This is a genomic window from Roseobacter weihaiensis, assembly GCF_020622345.1.
GTDB lineage: Bacteria > Pseudomonadota > Alphaproteobacteria > Rhodobacterales > Rhodobacteraceae > Roseobacter > Roseobacter weihaiensis.
This window is the reverse complement of the sequence record NZ_JACNMO010000004.1, coordinates 276941-298058: the sequence shown is the minus strand read 5'-3', so window position 1 is coordinate 298058 and position 21118 is coordinate 276941. Positions and strand designations below refer to the sequence as shown.

The following is a 21118-nucleotide window of genomic DNA, read 5'->3' as shown; positions in this document are numbered from 1 at the left end:
GATGTTCCGCACTGCAGATCTTTGGGAGAATTTGCGGCGACCCGAGGAAGTCGCCGCAAACCGCGGTAAGATGTCAGCCCTGCACTTCGGTGCCGACAACGATCTGACCGCTCTTCAGGCCAATGGGCAGGCTTTCGAGGTAGGCGTTGGGTGCGCTGCCATCGTAGGGGATGCCATCGATGATATCGGCGGCGGGCGTCGGCTCCTTGAAGCCATTGCTGTCCCAGGGAAAGTCCGCCTCATTGGCGAGCCCTTCGTCCACCAGCAAACGGGCCGCCTCAAGATAGATCGCGGGCTTGTAGACCTTGGCGGCCATGTCAAAATACCACTGGTCGTCCTTGGTCTCGTCGATCTGCCCCCAGCGACGCATCTGCGTCAGGTACCAGATCGCGTCCGAGTAGAAGGGATATGTGGCGTAGTAGCGAAAGAAGACGTTGAAGTCGGGGATATCGCGCTTGTCGCCCTTCTCGAACTCGAAGAACCCGGTCATGGAGTTGGCAATCACGTCATAGTCCGCGCCCACATATTCCGGACGGCTGAGGATTTCGACCGCTTCCGGCCGATTGGCGTTGTCGTTCTCGTCCAGCCAGATCGCGGCGCGAATGAGGGCCTTGGTCAGGGCCACGGTGGTATTGGGGTATTGCTCTGCAAACGCCGCCGTGATGCCGAAAACCTTCTCCGGGTTGTTCTTCCAGAGCTGGTAGTCGGTAATGACCGGCACGCCGATCCCCTTGAAGACCGCTTGCTGGTTCCAAGGCTCACCCACCGCATAACCGGAGATCGTGCCCGCCTCGAGAGTTGCCGGCATTTGCGGCGGCGGCGTCACGCTCAGGAACACGTCCGCCGCGATCTGGCCCGTGACATTCTCGGGGCTGTAAAAACCAGGGTTCAGCCCGCCCGCCGCCAGCCAGTAGCGCAATTCGTAATTGTGGGTGGAGACCGGAAAGACCATGCCCATGTTGAAAGGCTTGCCTTGCGCGCGGAACTGCTCGACCGCAGGCACCAGCGCTTCGGCAGAGATCGGGTGTTGCGGGCGGCCATCGTCCATTTTGGGGATGTTCGGCTTCATGATGTCCCAGACCTCGTTCGAGACGGTGATGCCGTTGCCGTTGAGGTCCATGGAGAAGGGCGTGATGATATGGGCCTCGGTGCCATATCCCATCGTTGCGGCCAGCGGCTGACCCGCCAGCATATGGGCTCCGTCGAGCTGCCCGCTGATCACACCGTCCAGAAGCACTTTCCAGTTGGCCTGCGCTTCGAGGGTGACAAACAGCCCCTCGTCCAGAAAATAGCCGTTTTCATAAGCCACCGCGAGCGGGGCCATATCGGTCAGCTTGATGAATCCGAACGTCAGTTCGTCCTTTTCAAGCTCCAGCGATTGCGCATTTGCCGCGCCGGTCAGCGCCAACGACGCAGTCAGTCCTAACAATAATGTTTTCATGTAATGGATCCCTCTTTAGGTCCGATGTCCGGACGACCGGACAAACAAAAAAAGCCGCTGACCGTCTTCGCCATAGCAAGCGAAGGGTCGAGCGACTTTGCTCAGTAAGTCCCTGTCTTAGGGAATGTGTCAGAGGTGGGCGCCATTGCCTGCCAATGACTATATCGTTACCGACCGACCGGCGCGCGCCAAGAAAAAAGTGACCCATGCAGCTAGATTATGCTGCACTGCCGCATCAATCCTGCCGCAGTTGCACAATTTCTGAGCGCTTTTCGGGCTCAGGCTCAAAAATCTGACCATCGAAAAACTGATCGCGGCACAGAATCACACGTCCGCCCTCCGAGGCAACGGCGGTGTCCTCGCCCAAGGCTCCCTCAAGTTTGGAGGATGCGCCCGGCAAATCCGCCCCCGCCCCGGCCAGGGCCGCCCTGAAAAGATCAGAGCGAAAGACAGCCCGGGCAGCCTGACGTGCGGCGGCTGTATCCGTCCCCATCCGGGCCGCCATATGGTGGCCGATCCACTCCGCCTGACTGCGCCACGGGAAATTCGCGGCCCCTCGTGCAAACTCCACAAACCGCGGCGTGCTGCGTTCTTCACCCGAGGCACTGATCACCAGATGCCCTGACAGGGATCTGTCAATCACCTCGGGCGGCAGGTCGAGGTATTCAGGGCGGCTCAAAACCTCTGCGGCCAGCAGTGCTGAGCCGTCCTCAGCCAGCCAGCGTCCCGCCCGCCAGACCGCCCGGATCAGCCGGTTCAGCAACGATTGTTCAGTTTCCGCCCAGTCCTTGCGCACCGCCAGCACTTTTTCAGGGGCAAAGGCCCAGATCGCCGTCCCCGGCAGGAGCAGCGCGCCAACCCCCTTGTCCACGGCCCGCGACCCCCAGGGCTCACCCACACAAAAGGCGTCGATTTCGCCTGCCGCGATGGCCTCCGACATCAGCGGTGGCGGCACGGTGTGGATCATGATGTTGTCGCTTTGCGGATGGTTGATGCCGGACAGCCAGTATCGCACCAGTTCCGTATGCATCGAAAACGGGAACGGCACGCCGATGCGCAGCGGCTTGTCGCACAGCTCCAGCAGCGCCCGTCCGGCCGCATGGGCATCCCTGAAATCGAAAGCATAGCCCGCAGCGCGCATCCGCTTCTCAAGCGCAAGATCAACCCCGATGACGTTGCCGTTGACCGACAGCACCGAGACTGCCGCCAGCGATGTGCCGCCGCCGCCCAGCCCCATCGCGGTTGCAACCGGCACGGTCGAGAGCATATGCGCCGCGTCGACCTGACCAAAGCTGAGCATATCCCGCAGGCTCGACCAGGATGGCGCGCGCCGCAGATCAAGCGAGATGCCCTCTTGCGCGGCAAACCCCATTTCCTCGGCCGTGATAAGCGGGGCCGCGTCCACCAGCGGAATGAAGCCCACAGGAATGGCAGCGCGCTTCATGACAATATACCCGCCGCGGTCACCAGGGCCGCGGCCACATCGGCGACGCGTTTGCCCTGATCCATCGCCGCCTTGCGCAGGATGGTGTAGGCTTCTTCTTCTTCCACGCCGCGCGCTTTCATGATCATCCCCTTGGCCCGGTCGATGAGCTTGCGCTCCTCCAGCGCCCGCTTCATCTCTGCCAGCTCCGTGCGCATCCGCTGAAACATGCGGAACCGCGCGATGGCAGCATCAAGGACCGGTTTGACACGGGCAGGTTGCATCCCGTTGACCACATAGGCGGATACCCCTGCCTCAATCGCCGCCTCGGACATGCCGGATTCTGACTGATCGACGAACATCGCGACAGGCCGGTCCATCGGGCCCGACGCCAAAGCAAGCTCTTCCAATGTGTCCCGGGATGGGTTGGCAATATCGATCAGGACGATGTCCGGCTGATACGCCTTTATCTGTCGTGCAAGGCGGGTGGGTTCCGAAATGACATGGATATCGTAGGCCCCGGCCTTGTCGAGGCCTTCAACAATTTCCAAAGCGCGGTCGCGGTCTGCCTCGACCACGATGATTGATAATTTCTCCGACATCACGCTTTACGTGTCAAAAACGGTTGCGCCTTGTAAAGGAGACGGCCTGCCTTTCTGATGCACGGCCCCTTCGTGCCAGCCACATGCCCAAGAAATAGGCGAATGATCCCAGCGGCTGCGACCGGGCTTTGCCGGTCAAGCGGCAGAACGGGCATCCCCGTTTTGCGGGTTTTGGCCCGGGGGCGTTCCGAATAACCTTACGTCACGATCCCGGCGTTCGCGCGACGCTCTGCCCGCCTTTGCGACATGCAAATCGGAAAAAAGAGCCCAAAGCCACCGCCCGCACGCTGAAGTTGCAGCCGGCCACAGATCATCCGATTCGAACCTGCTGCGCCAAAAGTGCTTTTAGACCAACAATTTAGGTTAACGAAATGGGGCAGCGTTTCCGGTCGGGGATTAATTATCGCCTGTCACGCGGTAACTTAACGAATGTGAAAACAATCGATGACATTAAGGCAGAAATGCAGCAGCAGTGTGGCTTGAAAATGATCAAAAAGCTCCCTATTCAATCCAATGAATATTAAGTTTTAAAGGTATAACTATGGTAAAGTATTATGCACTGGCCGGTGCGGTCGCACTCATCAGCACGACAGCAGCGCAAGCCAGCATCGTCTCAGGTCAATTCAGCGGCACCATCGCGGCCCCGACCACGACAACCTCTCCCGGTATGGTTCACAGCGGTGACGGGGAAAGCGTGTTTCGCTGGGGCACCCCTTCGGGACCGGCAACCGAGGTCGAGGTCGGCAACTCCGCGTCATTGGCCGTATCAACCACAAATTTCTCCCATAACGTTCTGCGCAACGGTGACTTCCAGTTGGGGACGATCACCTGGGACAACCAATCGAACTGGCATCCCGGCGGCACCTGGTCGAGCGTGATGACCTTGAACCTCGATTTCGATACACCGAATGATCTGGGCTCCATTTCGCATGACCTGACGTTCTCTTCGGTGAACACAACTGACAATTACGCCGATACGGACCGCAATGAGCAAACCGGCAATAACCCGGATGATCTTGGGGGTATCGTGCTCTCCAGCAGCGCGTTCAATGTACCACTGGATCTCGGCGAAGGACTTACCCTGGAGAGCGTGTTTTTCCAGCTGGACGACGCCGGAACGCCAGGAACACCCTGGAATGGCACCGGTCCATTTCTGAGCTTTAACGGCGCGGCAAGCCAGTACGATCCTGCGACGGGGTTGTGGCGGATGCGCGAAGGTGGGACAGCTGTGATTGGTGTCTACGGTACAATTTCGACAGTGCCGTTGCCGGCAGGGATGTGGCTTCTGCTCGCCGGTTTGGGTGGCATAGCAACCTTTGGTCGGCGCGCGCGCCATCAAGCAGGTTCGTAACCTGTAACTGTGGGGCTAGGTCACCTTTTCTCTTGAATACTTCTGGTCATTGGAAGGCGCCGCGAACGGCGGCGCAATAGCCCGGTAGATCTTCAAGAGAGGTGAAAGACAAGCCCAAGTGAAACATCCGTCCCGCCTGGGCGCAAGTCTGGGAGATTGAGAAGGGGGCGTATGTAAAAGACTAGTCGAAAGGCAAGACCATGAGATTTCTTACCCTGACACAGACCAGCCTGCTGGCCGTGACAAGCGCGATGTTATCGTTTTCCGCACCACAGGAAGCACAGGCAAAACAATGGAACATGTGTAATTGGGAAAGAATTCCCGAGAATGTGTTGCAGCGAATTACAGCTCGATCTGATTACGACGAAATCTTGCGCCGGATGTTCGATTCCTGCCCGGACGACGCTCTTTCTTTGGTAGATCGGCCGACAGCGTCGATTGCCGATACCGGTACTGAGCGGCTGAATAGCGGCGATGATCGCAACCGCAACTTTAGCCGTTTAGGTAATGCAAGTGCCGCAAGTATTGGCGGCGGCGGCACCAGCGGCGGCGGCAGCACCAGTGGCGGTGGCAGCACCAGCGGCGGCGGCGGTGGCGGCACCAGCGGCGGTGGCAGCACCAGCGGCGGCGGCACCAGCGGCGGTGGCGGCACAAGCGGCGGTGGCGGCACCAGCGGCGGCGGCACCAGCGGCGGTGGCAGCACCAGCGGCGGCGGCGGCACCAGTGGCGGTGGCAGTACCAGTGGCGGTGGCAGCACCAGCGGCGGCGGCACCAGCGGCGGTGGCGGCACAAGCGGCGGTGGCGGCACCAGCGGCGGCGGCACCAGTGGCGGTGGCAGTACCAGTGGCGGTGGCGACTTTGGCCTCCCCGGCTAAGAGGCTTCCAAGACAGAATAATTCATACAAGATCGCTCCAGACGGAAAACAGGCGCCTTCGCAGCGCCTGTTTTGGTTTTTGAAGCCCTCTGATTGGCTAAGCTGCCAACCTAACGTGACGCCGTCGGGCGATCATTAATGACCCCACCAGCCAGAATTGCATGCCATTTGGACAGCACCTTTGGGTTCTGCACCTTCAGAAAGGTATAGCCGGTCTCGTGCCATGGCAGGATTCTATTTGTCAGATTGTCGAGTATGACATCTCCTGTCGTGGTTCTGAGCACCAAAACAGCATGGCTGTTGAGCCTCTTATCCAAAACGGTTGCGATCAGGAGGTTTTCCGACTTCACACCACGCTCGACAAGCATCTTTTTCTTTAACAGAACAAGATCTTCACAGTCGCCGCCATAGCGCGTTGGCAATGCCCAGTGCTCCTCTTTTCCATACTGTCGCTGATCTTCAATTTCGCGCACCTGTCGATTGACCTGTCTGTTGACCTTCGTGGCCAGATCAAACGTTGCACCGGGGCTAAGTTGCGTCTTGCCCGACGCAGTACAAACCCATGTATAGCGCGCACAGATTCCGTCGAACCCCGCCGGCGCTGTAACTGACCGCTTTGCCACAAGGTGTGCCCCCTGAGCGCCTGCCGCAGATGCCGACGGTACTGTGAGCAGGCTCGCGCACATCCCGACCGCAAGCATCCGAAAGACACCAGCACGGCAAAAAGAAGCCCAAGACCAGAGACCAGCCAGCCAATTCGGGCGCCCGGCGCTCTTGCCAACCTGTGCATCTTGTTTTCCTGTGGACTTCTTACCGCTCGACATCAATGCGCCTCCTGTTCGTGTTTTAACGAAGCTTAATATCCCGGCGAAATTGGGCGCCGCCGTGGTGGCAATGCGATTAATGAATGGACACAACGCTGAAACTCGAAATGAAAGACAGAGCAGTGCACGATTGCTGCCTCAATTATCCCTGAAATGAGGCAAACTGCACGTAATTGAGGGCGCAGACACCGGCTCCGCTGTTGAGGTGCCTTCCGAAAAACTTTCCGGCATTTGAGTGAGATCGGCACAGCCACGTAGCCGAATCGCCTCTGTTCAGGGGCGCGACCTCCCCCTGCAACCCTCCCTACTGGCGCGATGATCGCATCGCCGAACGACATGGACGGCCCTGCAGTGTTGGCTTTCAGAACAACCTGAAAGCTTCAGTCCAGCCAAAGGTCAACGCCACAAGGCCCTGCGTCACAATTTCTAAGGTGCCATGACCTTCCATTTTCAACAAGCGATCCAACACCCATCTGAAAGAAGCTTAAAGAAAGATGACAGGCAAAAAACCCCTCCCGATTGCCTGTGGGAGACAAGCACAGCTGCTCGGGCCAAAGGCAGATCACCAAAGCCCGCCTGCCGCCGAAATCTCGAAAGAGAACCTTGGCAAGGCAGGGAAAACGGCATGTCACACTTTAACGTATTCCCGGTGTATCTCTTAACATCCCGCCCTCCTGCGACCTTGAAGGGCATCCAGACCGCCTTGCCCGATGACGACAGACCTGATCCCGCGCAAAAGCCTAGTCAGCCAGCGCCGAATGCGCGCCAAGAAAATACTGCGCAAAAATCGGGACGGAAGCGGCTCCGAGGGAGCGGGCCGGTACCCCGATGCGTCCTTCAAGAAGGCGGGGCAGGATCAGACCGCGGCTGTCCTCATGCAGCAGGTCGTCCCGAATCTGAGTGACCAGACGGCGCCTGACCGATGCGGGGAAGAACCCGTCGACGATGACCGCCTCAAAATCAATGACCGCGCAGACCGATACACAGGCCTGTGCGATGCCGTAAGCGGTCTCATCGATCCAGACATCGACCTCTTTTGCAAAACCGTTCCAATCCTGCGGTTGCGTCCACAATGCTCTGGGGTCATGTCCGGATCGGACCAACATCGCCTCAAGCGAATGAATGGAGGCGATATCCAGCAATTGCCGGGTCCGCCCGTGCCGGTCGCCCACCCGCAACGGACCAAAGGCCGCAGCGTTGCCCCGCGCCCCGTTGTAGACGGATTGGTTGAGCACGACGCCACCGCCGATAAAGGTCGAGACAAAGAAATAGGCGTAATCCTGCAATTCCCTGCCCTGACCATAGACCTGTTCCGCCCAGCAGGCACTGGTGCCATCGTTCACCATGAAGACAGGCAGATCGGTAAAGCGCGCAACCTCCTGTTCAAAAGACACATCTTTCCATGACAGGAAATCGGACGGGGTATTGCCATCCGATGCGCCCCACTTCCAGATCTCGAAAGGGGCTGCGATCCCGATGCCACAGAGCTTTGCCGCCCGCTTTTGGCCGATCGCGCGCAAGGCCGCGTCAAAGCTTTTGCGCATAAAGTCAAAGATCGTCTGCGGCAGGGCAATATCGTATTGCAGATGATCCTGAAACAGCCTGTTCCCGCAGAGGTCGGTGACAATGACCTCGCTGCTGCGGCGCCCCAGTTTATACCCAATGGATGCCGCACCTTTCGGGTTCAGCGTCATCGGCACGGAAGGTTTCCCGACCTTGCCCTTGACCGGCTTGCCTTTGACAACAAGACTGTCGCGTTCCAGTTTCCTCAGGATCACGGAAACGGTTTGGGCGGACAGATGCGTCCGACGGGCAATCTCGCTGCCGGACAAATGACCATTGCGTTGCAGCACCGAGAGGATCAGGCGTTCGTTATGGTCGCGGAGCTCTTTCTGGTTCACACCATTTCTGAGCGACTTGATGGCAGCGGCCTTGTTCATTGCATGTCCAACGGGTTTTCAAGTCACACCAAACTGCATGAGCTCAATTAATAAATCAAGTTTACTTATAAATTGACAGTCCCCGAGAATCAGAGCACCTTTTCGCGACGCGCATGCTCGATCAGAGCTTGCCTGCATGAATTGGGAGGTTCACATGAAGAAACTTATCACCGGCACCGCCTTGGCCCTGATTGCATCCGCCAGCAGCGTCGCGGCGGATGACCCTTCGGTCTCGGCCTGCCTGATCACCAAGACGGATACCAACCCGTTCTTCGTCAAGATGCGCGAAGGTGCGGCGGCAAAGGCCGAAGAGCTGGGCATCACCCTGAACTCTTATGCCGGCAAGGTCGACGGCGATCATGAAACCCAAGTTGCTGCGATCGAGACCTGCATTGCAAACGGGGCAAACGGCATTCTGCTGACCGCCTCGGATACGTCCTCCATCGTCCCGGCTGTACAGCAGGCGCGGGATGCGGGCCTCCTCGTCATCGCGCTGGACACACCGCTTGAACCGATCGAGTCCGCTGACATGACCTTTGCCACAGACAACTTCCTGGCCGGGGAGCTGATCGGAAAATGGGCGGCGGCGACCCTTGGGGATGAGGCCGCAAACGCCAAAATCGGCATGCTGGATTTGGCTGTCAGCCAGCCTTCGGTTGGGGTCCTGCGCGACCAGGGGTTCATGACGGGTTTTGGCATCGACGTGAAAGATCCCGGCCGCTGGGGCGACGAGGACGATCCCCGCATCGTGGGGCATGACGTGACCGCCGGGAATGAGGAAGGCGGGCGCCGCGCCATGGAAAACCTGCTGGCCAAGGACCCGATGATCAATGTGGTCTACACCATCAACGAACCGGCGGCGGCAGGGGCCTATGAGGCGCTGCGGGCCATTGGACGCGAAAACGACGTGCTGATCGTCTCTGTCGACGGCGGTTGCCCAGGCGTGCAGAACGTGGCCGATGGCGTGATCGGCGCCACATCGCAGCAATATCCGCTGCTGATGGCGTCCAAGGGCATCGAGGCTATCGCGGCCTGGGCCAAGGATGGCACAAAGCCGCAAGCGACGGATGGCAAGGCTTTCTTTGACACAGGCGTGGCGCTGGTGACCGATACGCCCGTTGACGGCGTGGACAGCATCAGTGTTGAGGAAGGCATGAACCTCTGCTGGGGCTGACCCCCGCAGGTCTGTGACCATCCCCGTGACCAAGCGAGGGGCGCGTTCTGGCCCGCCCCTCGTCTATCTGCCGCCCCAAGCGCTTGCACGCCTGCCCAGGGAGACCCCCAATGTCCGGATCAGACGACTACGAAGCCGCAGCCGCAACAGCCGCCGGGGAGGTTGCCGCCTTCGACGACAGTCGCAAGGGGGTCGTGAGCCGCTTTCACCACGCACTCCATACCACACCGGCGCTGGTGCCGCTGATTGTCCTGCTGGCCTCCATCGCGATTTTCGGCGTGCTGCTGGGGTCGCGGTTTTTCTCGCCCTTCGCGCTGACGCTGATCCTGCAACAGGTCCAGATCGTGGGGATCGTGGCCGCCGCACAAAGCCTTGTGATCCTGACTGCCGGCATCGATCTCAGTGTCGGGGCCATTGCGGTGATCTCTTCGGTGGTGATGGGGCAATTCACCTTTCGCTACGGCATCCCCGTTGAGGTCGCGATTGCCTGCGGCCTGACCTTCGGCACCCTGATTGGCGCGCTGAACGGTTGGCTGGTGGCGGTGATGAAACTGCCGCCCTTCATCGTCACCCTGGGCATGTGGCAGATCGTGTTGGCCGCCAATTACCTCTATTCCGCGAACGAGACCATCCGAAGCCAGGATATCGCCGAGCAGGCCCCCCTGCTCCAACTGATGGGCGCAAAGTTCAGTCTGGGCGGCGCAGTCTTCACCTTTGGGGTGATCTTCCTGCTGCTTCTGGTGCTGGTGCTCGCCTATGTGCTCAAACACACCGCCTGGGGGCGACACGTCTATGCGGTGGGGGACGACCCCGAAGCGGCAGAGCTGTCTGGGGTGGATGTGAAAAAAACCCTGATCTCGGTCTATGCGCTCGCCGGGCTGATCTGTGCCTTTGCCGGCTGGGCGCTGATCGGGCGGATCGGATCCGTCTCGCCCACCTCGGGGCAGCTTCTGAACATCGAAAGCATCACCGCGGTGGTGATCGGGGGCATCTCGCTCTTTGGCGGACGCGGCTCGATTGTGGGGACGTTTTTCGGGGCGTTGATCGTGGGCGTCTTTACCCTTGGACTGCGGCTTCTGGGCGCGGATGCGCAATGGACGTTCCTGCTGATCGGGCTGCTCATCATTGCGGCGGTGGCCGTGGATCAATGGATCAGAAAGGTCGCGGCCTGATGGAACCGATTTTGAAAGGACGCGGGCTGGTCAAACGCTACGGCAAGGTCACCGCACTGGACCGCTGCGATTTTGACCTGATGCCGGGCGAGGTTCTGGCCGTGATTGGCGACAACGGTGCGGGCAAGAGCTCTCTCATCAAGGCTGTCTCGGGCGCTGTGATCCCTGATGAGGGTACCGTTGAGCTTGAGGGCCGGGAGGTGCGCTTTACCTCTCCGATCGAGGCGCGCAAGGCCGGGATCGAGACGGTCTACCAGACCCTCGCGATGTCCCCTGCCCTGTCGATTGCGGACAATATGTTCATGGGGCGCGAGATTCGCAAACCGGGGTTTCGCGGCAAGATCCTGCGCCAGCTCGACCGCCGGAAAATGGAAGAGATCGCCCGCGACAAGCTGACCGAACTGGGCCTCTTGACCATCCAGAACATCAACCAGGCGGTCGAGACCCTTTCGGGCGGGCAGCGTCAGGGGGTGGCCGTGGCCCGTGCGGCAGCCTTTGGCTCCAAGGTCATTATCCTCGACGAACCGACGGCGGCACTTGGTGTGAAGGAAAGCCGCAAGGTGCTGGAGCTGATCCAGGACGTCAAAAGCCGCGGCATTCCCATCATCCTCATCAGTCACAACATGCCGCATGTCTTTGAGGTGGCGGACCGGGTGCACGTGCACCGTCTGGGCAAGCGGCTCTGTGTGATTGACCCCAAGGACCACTCCATGTCAGACGCGGTGGCCTATATGACCGGGGCCAAGGTCCCGGACGGAGTCCATGCAGACTGACCGGGACAGAGCGGCGCTGCTCTCACGGCTCTCGGCGGTGCCGATCACACACAGGCGCCGCCTGATCGCCCTCGCGGGTCCGCCTGCAAGTGGCAAGTCCACGCTGGCCCATGATCTCGCGCAGGACATACCCGACAGCTGCGTGGTCCCCATGGACGGGTTTCACATCGACAACGCGGTCTTGCAGGACCGGCAGTTGCTCGACCGCAAGGGCGCGCCGGAAACCTTTGATATCGCGGGCTTCAGCCATCTGTTGAGCCGCCTGCGCCAGGAGGAGGAGGTCCTCTACCCCGTCTTTGACCGCGCGCGAGACTGTGCCATCGCCGGGGCCGGTCTGGTCAAGGCCCAGACAACGACAGTCATCGTCGAAGGGAACTACCTGTTGCTCGACCACGATGACTGGCGAGTGGTCACCACGACCTGGGATTTCTCCGTCTATCTGTCTGTGCCCTTCCCGGTGTTGCGCGACCGGCTGATGCAGCGCTGGCACCTTCATGGCCTTTCCCCGGAGCAGGCTCGGCAAAAGGTGGACGGAAATGATCTGCCCAATGCGGTAACAACGGCAGAGCATCTGGTGGCTCCGGACCTTATTCTCAGGGACGATCCTGCTGAATAAACCACGCGCCACCGGCTGGGGGGGTGGCTCAGCGTCCCTGACCGACCACCCGCTGCGCGATATCGACGAGAACATGCTCGAGGTCCAGGGGCATCTTGGTATCGGTCAGCTTACCGTCGATCATCAGAAACGACAGGCCATGCACAAAGCTCCAGAGCAAAAACGCCTGGTGCACGTCGGTCTCTTCAACGGTCATACTGCCCCGACAGCGCGCCACCTCGCGTTGCACAACGGCAAAGGTATTGTCGCCGGTCTCCACAAGGTCAACATGATCTGCATGATCTTCGGACAGGCCGAACATCAGCCGGAAGACACCGGGCTCGCTCACCGCAAAGCGCACATAGACGCGCCCCATGGCCACGATCCGGTCCAGGGTGCCCGGCGTACAGGTCTCAAGCTCGGCCAACATCTGTTCGCGCTGCCGGACCATGCCAGCCAGCGCAACCGCATGCAGCATTTCTTCCTTGCTTTTGAAGTGCTTGTACGGCGCCGCCGTGGAGACGCCCGCCCGCCGGCAGGCCTCTGAAACCGAAAAATGGTCCGGCCCTTTTTCCTCGACCAGCGCGCGGGTGGCCTCAATCAGCTGCGACCGCAGATCCCCGTGGTGATAGCTGTCGCGTTTTTCGGAGTGAGGTGTTTTTTCCATGATCCAATATCTCTCAGAATGCGTACCCCTTGTCAAAGTAAGACGCTCTAACATATGTTAGCGATACTAACTTCAGATGAGGGCCCCGATGGCGGACGTAGAGACAGCCGGTTCTGCAAAACGCGTAAAGACGCTGGTCCTGCAAGCCAGCGCCACCCTTTTGACCATCGGCATTGCGGTCGCGGTGCTGGTGATCGGGGTCGGGTTTTTGAACGACCGCGCCGCCGCCGTGCCAGAACCGGATCCGGCCCCGGCCTTGCCCGTCAGCGTCGAAACGCTCCGCATGGAGGATAGCTACACCCTGCCCCGCCGGTTCATCGGGCAGATCGAGGCGCGCGCCACTGTGTCCCTCTCCTTCGAGCTGGGTGGCCGGATCGACGCGTTGCTTGTGGAAGAGGGCGATACCGTCACCGCAGGACAGGAAATTGCGCGTCTGGATATCGATCTGCTGGAGGCGGACCGGCGTCGGCTCGAAGCCTCCCGCGCCGCTTCCAAGGCCCAACTCGTTTCTGCCGAAAGCCGCCTGGCCCGCGCAATGCAATTGCAGAAACAAGGTTTTACCAGTCAGGAAACCCTCGATCAGGCGCTCGCGGCACGCGATGAACTGTCGAACCGGATTGCGGAAACGGATGCAGCGCTCGACACGGTGGCCATCAACATTGAAAAGTCGGTGCTGTTTGCGCCGTTTGACGGGCAGATTGCCGCCCAGAACGTCGATGCCGCCGAGACCATCCAGGCCGGGCAGGAAATCGTCACCGTCATGGAAACCTCCGCCCCTGAATTTCGGGTGGGTCTGCCGCTTGATGTGTCGGCGGAGGCGCTTGCGCGTGTGCAGATCGACGTGGCGGGGCAAGCGCTTCCCGCCACGCTGAAAAGAATTCGCCCGGATATCGACCCGGTCACCCGGACCCGCACGGCCCTTTTCTCGCTCGACATTGAGCGCGACGTGGTTTTTGGTCAGACCGCATCGCTCGTGATGCGCAGCACCGTGGCGGCGCAAGGGGCCTGGGTGCCCGCGGATGCGCTGCAATCCGGCGAGGGTAGCGTCTGGACGGTGATGATCGTGGTGGAGGACAAACTATACCCCGCTGCCGTGGAAATCCTTCATCTCGAAGACGAACGCGCCTTTGTGACCGGGTCCTTTGACGCAGACGCGCAGATCGTCACCTCTGGCGCGCACCGCATTGTCGGCGGGCAGACCGTCACAATCGTCGGCACCGAGGGCTGACGGATGGAGACGCTCACCTTTCGCCAGCCCCGCCTGGTGGCCCTGATCCTTCTGGTCCTAATCTCTGCCGGGCTGTCCTCCTTTCTGTCGCTGGGCCGCCAGGAGGACCCGACGATTACCAACCTCTTTGCCACGATCACCACCCCCTTTCCCGGTGCGGACCCCGCGCGGGTCGAGACGCTCGTGACGGCGGAGATCGAAGAGGAACTGCGCGAGATTGCCGAGGTCGACACCATCGAATCCGTCTCGCGCTCGGGCGTTTCGGTGATCTCGGTGGAGCTGCTGGAAACGCTGGATGAAAACACCATCGAACAGGTCTGGTCAGAGGCCCACGACGCGGTCGAAGACGCCCGGCGCGTCTTTCCGGAAGGCGTGGAGCCCCCGGAGTTCGATGCGGAGGGCATCTCTGCCTATTCAGCCGTGATCGCGGTGACCGCAGACCATGACGGGGTGCCGCTGTCGATCGTGCACGACCACGCCGAAGGTATCGCAGACCGCCTGCGCGCGATCCCGTCAACCCGCGCGATTGATCTCTTTGGAGAGCCGGAAGAGGAAATCCGGGTCGAGGTCGATCCCGAAGCCGCCGTGGCCCTCGGGCTGACCGCGGCCGATATCTCGGCCCGTATTGTTGCGGCAGACGGCAAGGTGCAGGCCGGTCGGCTGCAAAGTGACGCCGTGGACCTGACGGTCAATATCTCCGGCGAGATCGAAGCGCTCGACAGGTTGGGCGAGGTCGTGCTGCGCGAGAGCGCCAACGGGGCCAATGTCCTTTTGTCGGATATCGCCACCCTCCAGCGCACGGTCAGCAACCCGCCGGAAGAGCTCGCCTTTGCCAATGGCCGCCCCGCGGTGCTGGTCGGTGTGCTGGCCCAGGACGGCGTGCAGATCGACCGCTGGATGGGGTTTGTCCGCCAGGACCTCGCCGCCGGGGCCGAAGCCGTGCCCTATGGTCTGACCGAGACGCTGATGTTCGATCAGAGCACCTATACCGCCGATCGTCTGGCCGAGGTCGGGACGAACATGGCCATCGGGGTGTCTCTGGTGGTGGCAGTGCTGTTTATCACGCTTGGGGCCCGGGCCGCGGCGATTGTAGCCGTGGTGCTGCCGGTGGTGTCGCTGGCCACGCTGGCAAGCATGAACTTCATCGGGCTGCCGATCCACCAGATGTCGGTCACCGGGCTGATCGTGGCGCTCGGCCTGCTTGTCGACGCGGCCATCGTCATGGTGGATGAGGTGCGCCAGCGTCTGACCCGCGGGCTGGACCGCATCGACGCCGTGGGCGATGCCACCAAACGTCTGGCAGCACCCTTGCTGGCCTCGACAGTGACCACGGCACTGTCCTTTACACCGATGATCCTGCTGCCCGGACCTGCGGGGGATTTTGTGGGCTCCATCGCCATTGCGGTGGTCCTGATGCTGGTCTGGTCTCTGTTCATTGCCGTCACCGTGACCCCCGCGCTCGCTGGCCGCATTCTGAAAACCGGCGCGGGCGGCGGCATCTCTCTGCCGACGCTGGGGCGCGCCTTTCACAGCACCCTCCGCTGGTCGGTCGGCAATCCGGTGAAATCCATCGCGCTGGCGCTGATCCTGCCGCTGATTGGGTTTGGCGCCTTTCCCACCCTGACCGCACAGTTCTTCCCCGGCGTGGAACGGGACCAGTTCTACATCGAGGTCGAGATGCCCCCTGGCACCGCCATTTACGAGACCGCCGGGGTCGCGCAGGCCATCGATGAAAAACTGGCGGCGGCAGAGGGGATCGACCGCGTCTACTGGTCGGTGGGCAAATCCGGCCCTGCGTTTTACTACAACATCACCGCCGGACGCGCATCCGAGCCGGGTTATGCGCAGGCGATGGTCAAGACCACCGATGCGGCCGCCGCAGCCCGGCTGGTGCCTGCCTTGCAGGATGATCTGAACATGCTGCACCCCAAGGCGCGCATCATCGTGCGGGGCCTTGTACAGGGCCCGCCGGTTGCCGCCCCTGTCGAAGTGCGCCTCGTCGGCCCGGACCTTGACGTGCTGCGGCGCCTCGGCGACGAGGCCCGCGCACTGATGGCGGATCTGCCGCTGGTGACGCAGGTGCGCTCCGGTGTGACAGGTGGCGCGCCGCAGCTTCGCTTCGAGATCGACGAGACCGAAGCACGTCTGCTGGGTCTCAACGTCACCGATATCGCGGCACAGCTGGAAACCGGGCTGGTGGGGGCCACCGGGGGCAGCCTTGTGGAGGGCACCGATCAGACCACCGTGCGCGTGCGCCTGGGCGATGCCATCCAGGGGGACCTTGCTGCGATGGCCGACCTGCCGATCCTGCTGCCGAACGCCGAGGCCCTCTCTGCGGCTGGGGACTACCCGGCAGTGCCGCTGTCAGAACTGGCCCGCCCTGTCGTCGAGCCTGCCGAAAGCGTCATTACCCGGCGCAATGGTGAGCGGATCAACACGGTGCAGGCCTTTGTCGTGCCCGAGATCCTGCCCGAAGAGGCGCTGCAATCGGTCCTCGCCTCTCTTGAGGGGGCCGGTTTCGAGATCCCGGCGGGCTACCGAATGGAGCTGGGCGGTGACACCGATGCCCGCTCTGACACGGTCGGCAACCTGCTGGCCTCCGTGGGGCTGATTGTGACTCTGACCATTGCGACCATCGCGCTGACCTTCAACTCCTTCCGGCTGACAGCGGTGGCTCTGGTTGTCTGCATCCTCTCCGCGGGCCTGTCGATGCTGTCGCTCGCGATCCTGCAGTTTCCCTTTGGTATCAATGCAATCATCGGGGTCATCGGCTCTATCGGGGTGTCGATCAATGCCGCGATCATCATTCTGACCGGCCTCAAGGCAGACCCGCAGGCGGTGGCCGGGGACACCGAAGCGATGGCCAGGGTCGTGAGCGGATCGAGCCGCCACATCATCTCGACCACGATCACAACCTTCGGGGGGTTCCTGCCCCTCATCCTTGAGGGCGGTGGGTTCTGGCCGCCTTTCGCTGTTGCCATCGCGGGCGGGGTTCTGCTCTCGGCAATCGTCTCCTTCTACTTCGTGCCGCCGATGTTTGCGCTTGTCTATGGACGGTCCCACCGCACCGTGACCACGCCGGACGAGGCCAGAAAAACCACTCCACCTGACGCCTCCAGAAGCTTGAAAATCGCGGCGGAATGAGACGCGGGCCGGTCGCCGGAACGCGCGCGCATACGCCTGTGATCCCCGATGTCTGCGCCACTCCTTTGAGCCTCTCCGATGCCGATGCCTGCCCTGCCCGCCGCACCTCTTGTAGACCGGCCGGCGCCCGGCCACCTCGCCGATCTGGCGAGAATTGATCTCGATCAGTGGACCTTGGCGCCGTGGTCGGTTAATCAACGGCCAATCGCAAGAAAGGCTTTCAATTATGTCCGACACGAACACTCCCGACATCATCTACACAAAAGTTGACGAAGCACCGCAACTGGCCTCGGCCTCACTGCTCCCCATCATCCGACTTTTTGCTGATGCCGCCGGGGTTTCCGTAGGCACCAGGGATATTTCTCTGGCCGGACGCATCATCGCCGCCTTTCCCGAGCACCTGACGGAGGCGCAACGCCAAAGCGACGACCTGGCAGAGCTGGGCCAGCTGGTCAAAACGCCGGAGGCCAATGTCATCAAACTGCCGAATATATCGGCCTCAGTGCCGCAGCTCGTCGCCGCGATCCAGGAGCTTCAGGGCCAGGGCTACACCCTGCCAGACTACCCCGAAGACCCGCAATCGGACGCCGAAAAAGAAGCCCGCGCGCGATACGATGCCATCAAGGGATCGGCGGTCAATCCCGTCCTGCGGGAAGGCAACTCCGACCGCCGCGCCGCGGTGGCCGTGAAAAACTACGCGCAGGCCAATCCTCATTCCATGGGCACATGGTCTGCGGACAGCAAAACCCGGGTCACAACGATGGGCGCAAACGACTTCCGCTCCAACGAGACCTCGGTCACCCTGAGTGCCGCACAGGCTGGACCAGCGCGTATCGAGCTGACCGGGACAGACGGATCCGTCACCACGCTGAAAGAGGGCCTCGAGCTGCCCGAAGGCACGGTGGTCGATGCGACCTTCATGTCCGCCAAGGCGCTGAGCGCGTTTCTGCTGGACCAGATCGAGGCCACAAAGGCCGATGACATCCTGTTCTCGATCCACCTTAAGGCCACGATGATGAAAGTCTCCGACCCGATCATCTTTGGCCATGCGGTGACGGCCTACCTCAAGCCCGTGTTCGACACCTACGGGGAGGCGCTTGCCGCGGCGGGTGTCAATCCCAATTCCGGCCTCGGAGAGGTTCTGGATCGTATCAAAGACATGCCACAAGCCGATGAAATAATGGCAAAAGTCGATGAGGCAATGCAGGCCCGCCCGCCCATGTATATGGTCAATTCCGACAAGGGCATCACCAACCTGCATGTGCCGTCAGATGTCATCATCGACGCCTCCATGCCTGCGCTGATCCGTGCGGGCGGCAAAGGCTGGGGCCCGGATGGCGCGGAAGCCGATACGAACTGTGTCATCCCCGACAGCTCTTACGCTGCGGTCTACGAGGAAGCCGTGACCTACTTCAAGGAAACCGGGGCGCTCGACCCTGCCACGGCGGGAACTGTCCAGAATATCGGTCTGATGGCACAAAAGGCGGAGGAATACGGCTCTCACCCCACCACGTTCGAAATTCCGAAAGACGGCACGGTGCGCATGATGGCGGCCAATGGCGATGTGCTGCACGAACACGCGGTTGAGGCGGGTGATATCTGGCGTTCTGCCTCGACCCGCAAGGCCCCCATTGAAGACTGGGTGCAACTGGCCATCGACCGGCAGAAGGCCGAGAACTGTCAGGCGATCTTTTGGCTGGATGAGACCCGCGCCCATGACGCGCAGCTTCTTGCCTATGTCAAACCCCTTCTGGCAGCGGCCGGCGCCACGGATAAGTTCCAGATCCTCGCCCCGCGCGAAGCGACCCGGCTCAGCTTTGAGACGATCCGCAAGGGCGAGACCAGCATCGCCGTGACCGGCAACGTGTTGCGGGACTATCTGACCGATCTGTTTCCGATCCTCGAGCTGGGCACCTCGGCCAAGATGCTGTCGATCGTCAAGCTGATGAATGGGGGCGGGCTCTTTGAAACGGGGGCCGGTGGGTCCGCGCCCAAGCATGTGCAGCAGCTGATGGAGGAAAACCACCTGCGCTGGGACAGCCTGGGGGAGTTCTGCGCGCTTGGTGAAAGCCTAAAGTTCCTTGCGGAGGTGAAGGGCAATGCAAAGGCGCGCGTTCTGGGGCAAGCGGTGGATGCCGCGACACAGGGAATTCTGGACAACAATAAATCCCCCGGCCGCCGTGTCGGCCAGCCCGACAACCGCGACAGCCACTACTATTTTGCGCTCTATTGGGCGCAGGCCCTGGCCGCGCAATCAGACGATGCAGAGCTCGCTGCGCATTTCGCGCCGATTGCTGCGGCGTTGGCCGAGCAGGAAGCAAAGATCGTGGCCGACCTCGCGGCAGTCCAGGGCGCACCAGCCGATGTTGGAGGGTACTTCCACACCGATGACGCCAAAACCGCCGCCGTCATGCGCCCCTCAGAGACGCTGAACAGCATCATCGGCTAAGACAAAAGCTCCCGGCGGCCTCCAGTCTGCCGGTAGCTTGCCCCGACACCTCTCAGCTTTCATAGCGCGTCGAGCCGCGCCGGTTGGCATCCACCGGCAGGTTCACATGCAGCGGCTCATGCGCGCGTTCCGAACAGGCCTGCCGCGGGCAGATGTGACAGTTGATGCCGATCTTGGCCGTGTTCACAGCGCCTTCGAGGTTGAAAGCTGCGGCATATCCGATCTCTCCCACATGCGCCCGTTCGCAGCCCAGTGTCACCACCAGGCGTCTGTCCTGCATATGCCGGTTGACCACCGGCCGATCCGTGGTCCGACTGAGGGTAAAGAACTGGCCCGCGTCGGGCAGCTCCACAAATTGTGGCACGATCCGCCCCGGCGCGGTAAAGGCGCTGTGAATGTTCCAGACCGGACAGGCCCCGCCCTGCTCTGCCAATGTAAAGGGTGTGGCATTGAACCGCTTGGTAACATTTCCCGCCTTGTCGATGCGCAGAAAGAAAAACGGCACCCCCTGCGCCCCCTTGCGCTGCAGCGTCGTCAGCCGCTGGCAGGCTTGCTCAAACGACACCCCAAAAGACGTGGCGATCCGGTCAATGTCATAGGCAGTTGCCCGGGCCACTTTCAGGATATCGTCGTAGGGCATCAGGAAGGCGGCGGCAAAGTAATTGGCGAGTTCCACCCGGCACCGCGCCTGCCCCATGTCGCTGGGAATCTTGGCCGTAGCGGACAGGTCATCCAGCAAAGCACCGCAGCTGACCAGCGCCAGCATGTGCGCCAGCTGAAAGTTGCGGTTGATCTGGTCAAGCGCTTCGGACAACAGCACCCGCCCGGCGGCCTGATCGAAAAACCGCAGCGCGTCCGGCATCTCATCAATCCCGATCAGCTCCACGTCGATGCTGTAGGCATGTTTAAGATGGCGCTTGAGGTTGCCGTAGATGTCGTCCTGCCGCCCGCCTACGGCATCCCGCGCGGCTGCCGCCGCGGTCTCAAGCGCTGCAAAGTAGTTCGAATGATCCCGGAAAAAGTCATAGATCGCAGTCTCGGGCGACTTGACCATTCGGTCCGCCATCCCGTCGCCGGCTGTCATATGGCGCAGGGTGTCACGCAGCTTTCCATGGTGCTGGTAGAGTTGTAAAAACATGTTCACAAGCTCCGGGGCGTGGTCAATGGCGGCCCGCAGCTCCTGCAGGTCAGGTGGATCGGCGGTAAAAACCGGATCGCGGACCGCGGCACGCAGGTCGGCCAGATGCGTGATTTCACTATCGTTGACAAGGCTCCGCCAATCGACGCCGTAGCTTTCAGTGAGCGCCATCAGGACCTTGACCGACAGGCTGCGCTGGTTGTTTTCGAGCAGGTTGACATAAGCCGCCGACACGCCGAGTTGGCGGGCCATCTCTGCCTGTGTGTGATGACGTGCGCGCCGAAGCTGCCGCAATTGCGGGCCGATTAGGGTTTTACTCATA

Annotated in this window: 16 protein-coding genes; 9 read left to right on the top strand and 7 right to left on the bottom strand. The window is 61.2% G+C overall.

Annotation, left to right across the window (positions count from 1 at the left end; genetic code table 11):
* Window positions 1–73: 73 nt before the first annotated feature.
* The 3 genes from H7847_RS07055 to H7847_RS07045 all read right to left on the bottom strand — a co-directional run bounded on the left by H7847_RS07055 (window position 74) and on the right by H7847_RS07045 (window position 3466).
* Entirely contained in the window at window positions 74–1441 is a 1368-nt protein-coding gene (locus H7847_RS07055) for a CmpA/NrtA family ABC transporter substrate-binding protein (RefSeq protein WP_227268685.1), read from the bottom strand.
* Between the two features lie 235 nt (window positions 1442–1676).
* Window positions 1677–2885, bottom strand: coding sequence for a CmpA/NrtA family ABC transporter substrate-binding protein (locus tag H7847_RS07050; RefSeq protein WP_227268684.1), 1209 nt, complete (start codon window positions 2883–2885; stop codon window positions 1677–1679).
* Window positions 2882–3466 (bottom strand): ANTAR domain-containing response regulator, encoded by a 585-nt coding sequence (locus H7847_RS07045; protein WP_227268683.1) that lies wholly within the window; start codon window positions 3464–3466, stop codon window positions 2882–2884. Before H7847_RS07045 ends, H7847_RS07050 begins: the two co-directional genes overlap by 4 nt.
* Before the next feature lie 541 nt (window positions 3467–4007).
* On the opposite strand from H7847_RS07045, the gene H7847_RS07040 reads away from it, so the two are divergent.
* Together H7847_RS07040 and H7847_RS07035 are read left to right on the top strand one after the other, a co-directional pair.
* Entirely contained in the window at window positions 4008–4817 is an 810-nt protein-coding gene (locus tag H7847_RS07040) for a choice-of-anchor K domain-containing protein (RefSeq protein WP_227268682.1), read from the top strand.
* A gap of 200 nt (window positions 4818–5017) precedes the next feature.
* Window positions 5018–5692 carry a hypothetical protein gene (locus tag H7847_RS07035; RefSeq protein ID WP_227268681.1) on the top strand — a complete coding sequence of 225 codons (675 nt, stop codon included), beginning with the start codon at window positions 5018–5020 and terminating at the stop codon, window positions 5690–5692.
* Between the two features lie 110 nt (window positions 5693–5802).
* Here the strand turns inward: H7847_RS07035 and H7847_RS07030 are convergent, their stop codons facing one another.
* Window positions 5803–6516 carry a transglutaminase-like cysteine peptidase gene (locus tag H7847_RS07030; RefSeq protein ID WP_227268680.1) on the bottom strand — a complete coding sequence of 238 codons (714 nt, stop codon included), beginning with the start codon at window positions 6514–6516 and terminating at the stop codon, window positions 5803–5805.
* A gap of 740 nt (window positions 6517–7256) precedes the next feature.
* A complete protein-coding gene (locus H7847_RS07025) occupies window positions 7257–8456 on the bottom strand; it encodes an ROK family transcriptional regulator (RefSeq protein WP_227268679.1) in 1200 nt (399 codons plus the stop codon).
* A 154-nt stretch (window positions 8457–8610) separates the two neighbouring features.
* Between H7847_RS07025 and H7847_RS07020 the strand changes: the two genes are divergently transcribed.
* From H7847_RS07020 to H7847_RS07005, 4 genes are all read left to right on the top strand, one after another.
* Complete coding sequence (locus tag H7847_RS07020) at window positions 8611–9630, top strand: sugar ABC transporter substrate-binding protein (protein ID WP_227268678.1); 1020 nt, start codon at window positions 8611–8613, stop codon at window positions 9628–9630.
* A 110-nt stretch (window positions 9631–9740) separates the two neighbouring features.
* A complete protein-coding gene (locus H7847_RS07015) occupies window positions 9741–10802 on the top strand; it encodes an ABC transporter permease (protein WP_227268677.1) in 1062 nt (353 codons plus the stop codon).
* Window positions 10802–11575 carry an ATP-binding cassette domain-containing protein gene (locus H7847_RS07010; protein WP_227268676.1) on the top strand — a complete coding sequence of 258 codons (774 nt, stop codon included), beginning with the start codon at window positions 10802–10804 and terminating at the stop codon, window positions 11573–11575. The genes H7847_RS07015 and H7847_RS07010 overlap by 1 nt, the downstream gene beginning before the upstream one ends.
* Entirely contained in the window at window positions 11565–12191 is a 627-nt protein-coding gene (locus tag H7847_RS07005; RefSeq protein ID WP_227268675.1) for a nucleoside/nucleotide kinase family protein, read from the top strand. Before H7847_RS07010 ends, H7847_RS07005 begins: the two co-directional genes overlap by 11 nt.
* Before the next feature lie 28 nt (window positions 12192–12219).
* On the opposite strand, the gene H7847_RS07000 is transcribed toward H7847_RS07005, so the two are convergent.
* Window positions 12220–12837: a TetR/AcrR family transcriptional regulator gene (locus H7847_RS07000; RefSeq protein WP_227268674.1), complete on the bottom strand. Its 618-nt coding sequence runs from the start codon at window positions 12835–12837 to the stop codon at window positions 12220–12222.
* A gap of 88 nt (window positions 12838–12925) precedes the next feature.
* Here H7847_RS07000 and H7847_RS06995 point away from each other — a divergent pair, with 88 nt between their 5' ends.
* The 3 genes from H7847_RS06995 to H7847_RS06985 all read left to right on the top strand — a co-directional run bounded on the left by H7847_RS06995 (window position 12926) and on the right by H7847_RS06985 (window position 19658).
* Window positions 12926–14065: an efflux RND transporter periplasmic adaptor subunit gene (locus H7847_RS06995; protein ID WP_227268673.1), complete on the top strand. Its 1140-nt coding sequence runs from the start codon at window positions 12926–12928 to the stop codon at window positions 14063–14065.
* A gap of 3 nt (window positions 14066–14068) precedes the next feature.
* Window positions 14069–17209, top strand: a complete 3141-nt coding sequence (locus H7847_RS06990) for an efflux RND transporter permease subunit (protein WP_227268672.1) — start codon at window positions 14069–14071, stop codon at window positions 17207–17209.
* 226 nt (window positions 17210–17435) lie between these two features.
* Entirely contained in the window at window positions 17436–19658 is a 2223-nt protein-coding gene (locus H7847_RS06985; RefSeq protein WP_227268671.1) for an NADP-dependent isocitrate dehydrogenase, read from the top strand.
* 52 nt (window positions 19659–19710) lie between these two features.
* Here H7847_RS06985 and H7847_RS06980 read toward each other — a convergent pair whose 3' ends face one another.
* Window positions 19711–21117 (bottom strand): helix-turn-helix domain-containing protein, encoded by a 1407-nt coding sequence (locus H7847_RS06980; protein ID WP_227268670.1) that lies wholly within the window; start codon window positions 21115–21117, stop codon window positions 19711–19713.
* Between the last annotated feature and the right edge of the window lies 1 nt (window position 21118).

Bases quoted from the DNA above. Each gene is read 5' to 3' on its own strand.
- H7847_RS06995 (WP_227268673.1), top strand. From the start codon at position 12,926: ATGGCGGACGTAGAGACAGCCGGTTCTGCAAAACGCGTAAAGACGCTG.
- H7847_RS07050 (WP_227268684.1), bottom strand. From the start codon at position 2,885: ATGAAGCGCGCTGCCATTCCTGTGGGCTTCATTCCGCTGGTGGACGCG.
- H7847_RS07040 (WP_227268682.1), top strand. From the start codon at position 4,008: ATGGTAAAGTATTATGCACTGGCCGGTGCGGTCGCACTCATCAGCACG.
- H7847_RS06985 (WP_227268671.1), top strand. From the start codon at position 17,436: ATGTCCGACACGAACACTCCCGACATCATCTACACAAAAGTTGACGAA.
- H7847_RS07055 (WP_227268685.1), bottom strand. From the start codon at position 1,441: ATGAAAACATTATTGTTAGGACTGACTGCGTCGTTGGCGCTGACCGGC.
- H7847_RS06990 (WP_227268672.1), top strand. From the start codon at position 14,069: ATGGAGACGCTCACCTTTCGCCAGCCCCGCCTGGTGGCCCTGATCCTT.
- H7847_RS07045 (WP_227268683.1), bottom strand. From the start codon at position 3,466: ATGTCGGAGAAATTATCAATCATCGTGGTCGAGGCAGACCGCGACCGC.
- H7847_RS07010 (WP_227268676.1), top strand. From the start codon at position 10,802: ATGGAACCGATTTTGAAAGGACGCGGGCTGGTCAAACGCTACGGCAAG.
- H7847_RS07000 (WP_227268674.1), bottom strand. From the start codon at position 12,837: ATGGAAAAAACACCTCACTCCGAAAAACGCGACAGCTATCACCACGGG.
- H7847_RS06980 (WP_227268670.1), bottom strand. From the start codon at position 21,117: ATGAGTAAAACCCTAATCGGCCCGCAATTGCGGCAGCTTCGGCGCGCA.
- H7847_RS07030 (WP_227268680.1), bottom strand. From the start codon at position 6,516: ATGTCGAGCGGTAAGAAGTCCACAGGAAAACAAGATGCACAGGTTGGC.
- H7847_RS07005 (WP_227268675.1), top strand. From the start codon at position 11,565: ATGCAGACTGACCGGGACAGAGCGGCGCTGCTCTCACGGCTCTCGGCG.
- H7847_RS07035 (WP_227268681.1), top strand. From the start codon at position 5,018: ATGAGATTTCTTACCCTGACACAGACCAGCCTGCTGGCCGTGACAAGC.
- H7847_RS07020 (WP_227268678.1), top strand. From the start codon at position 8,611: ATGAAGAAACTTATCACCGGCACCGCCTTGGCCCTGATTGCATCCGCC.
- H7847_RS07015 (WP_227268677.1), top strand. From the start codon at position 9,741: ATGTCCGGATCAGACGACTACGAAGCCGCAGCCGCAACAGCCGCCGGG.
- H7847_RS07025 (WP_227268679.1), bottom strand. From the start codon at position 8,456: ATGAACAAGGCCGCTGCCATCAAGTCGCTCAGAAATGGTGTGAACCAG.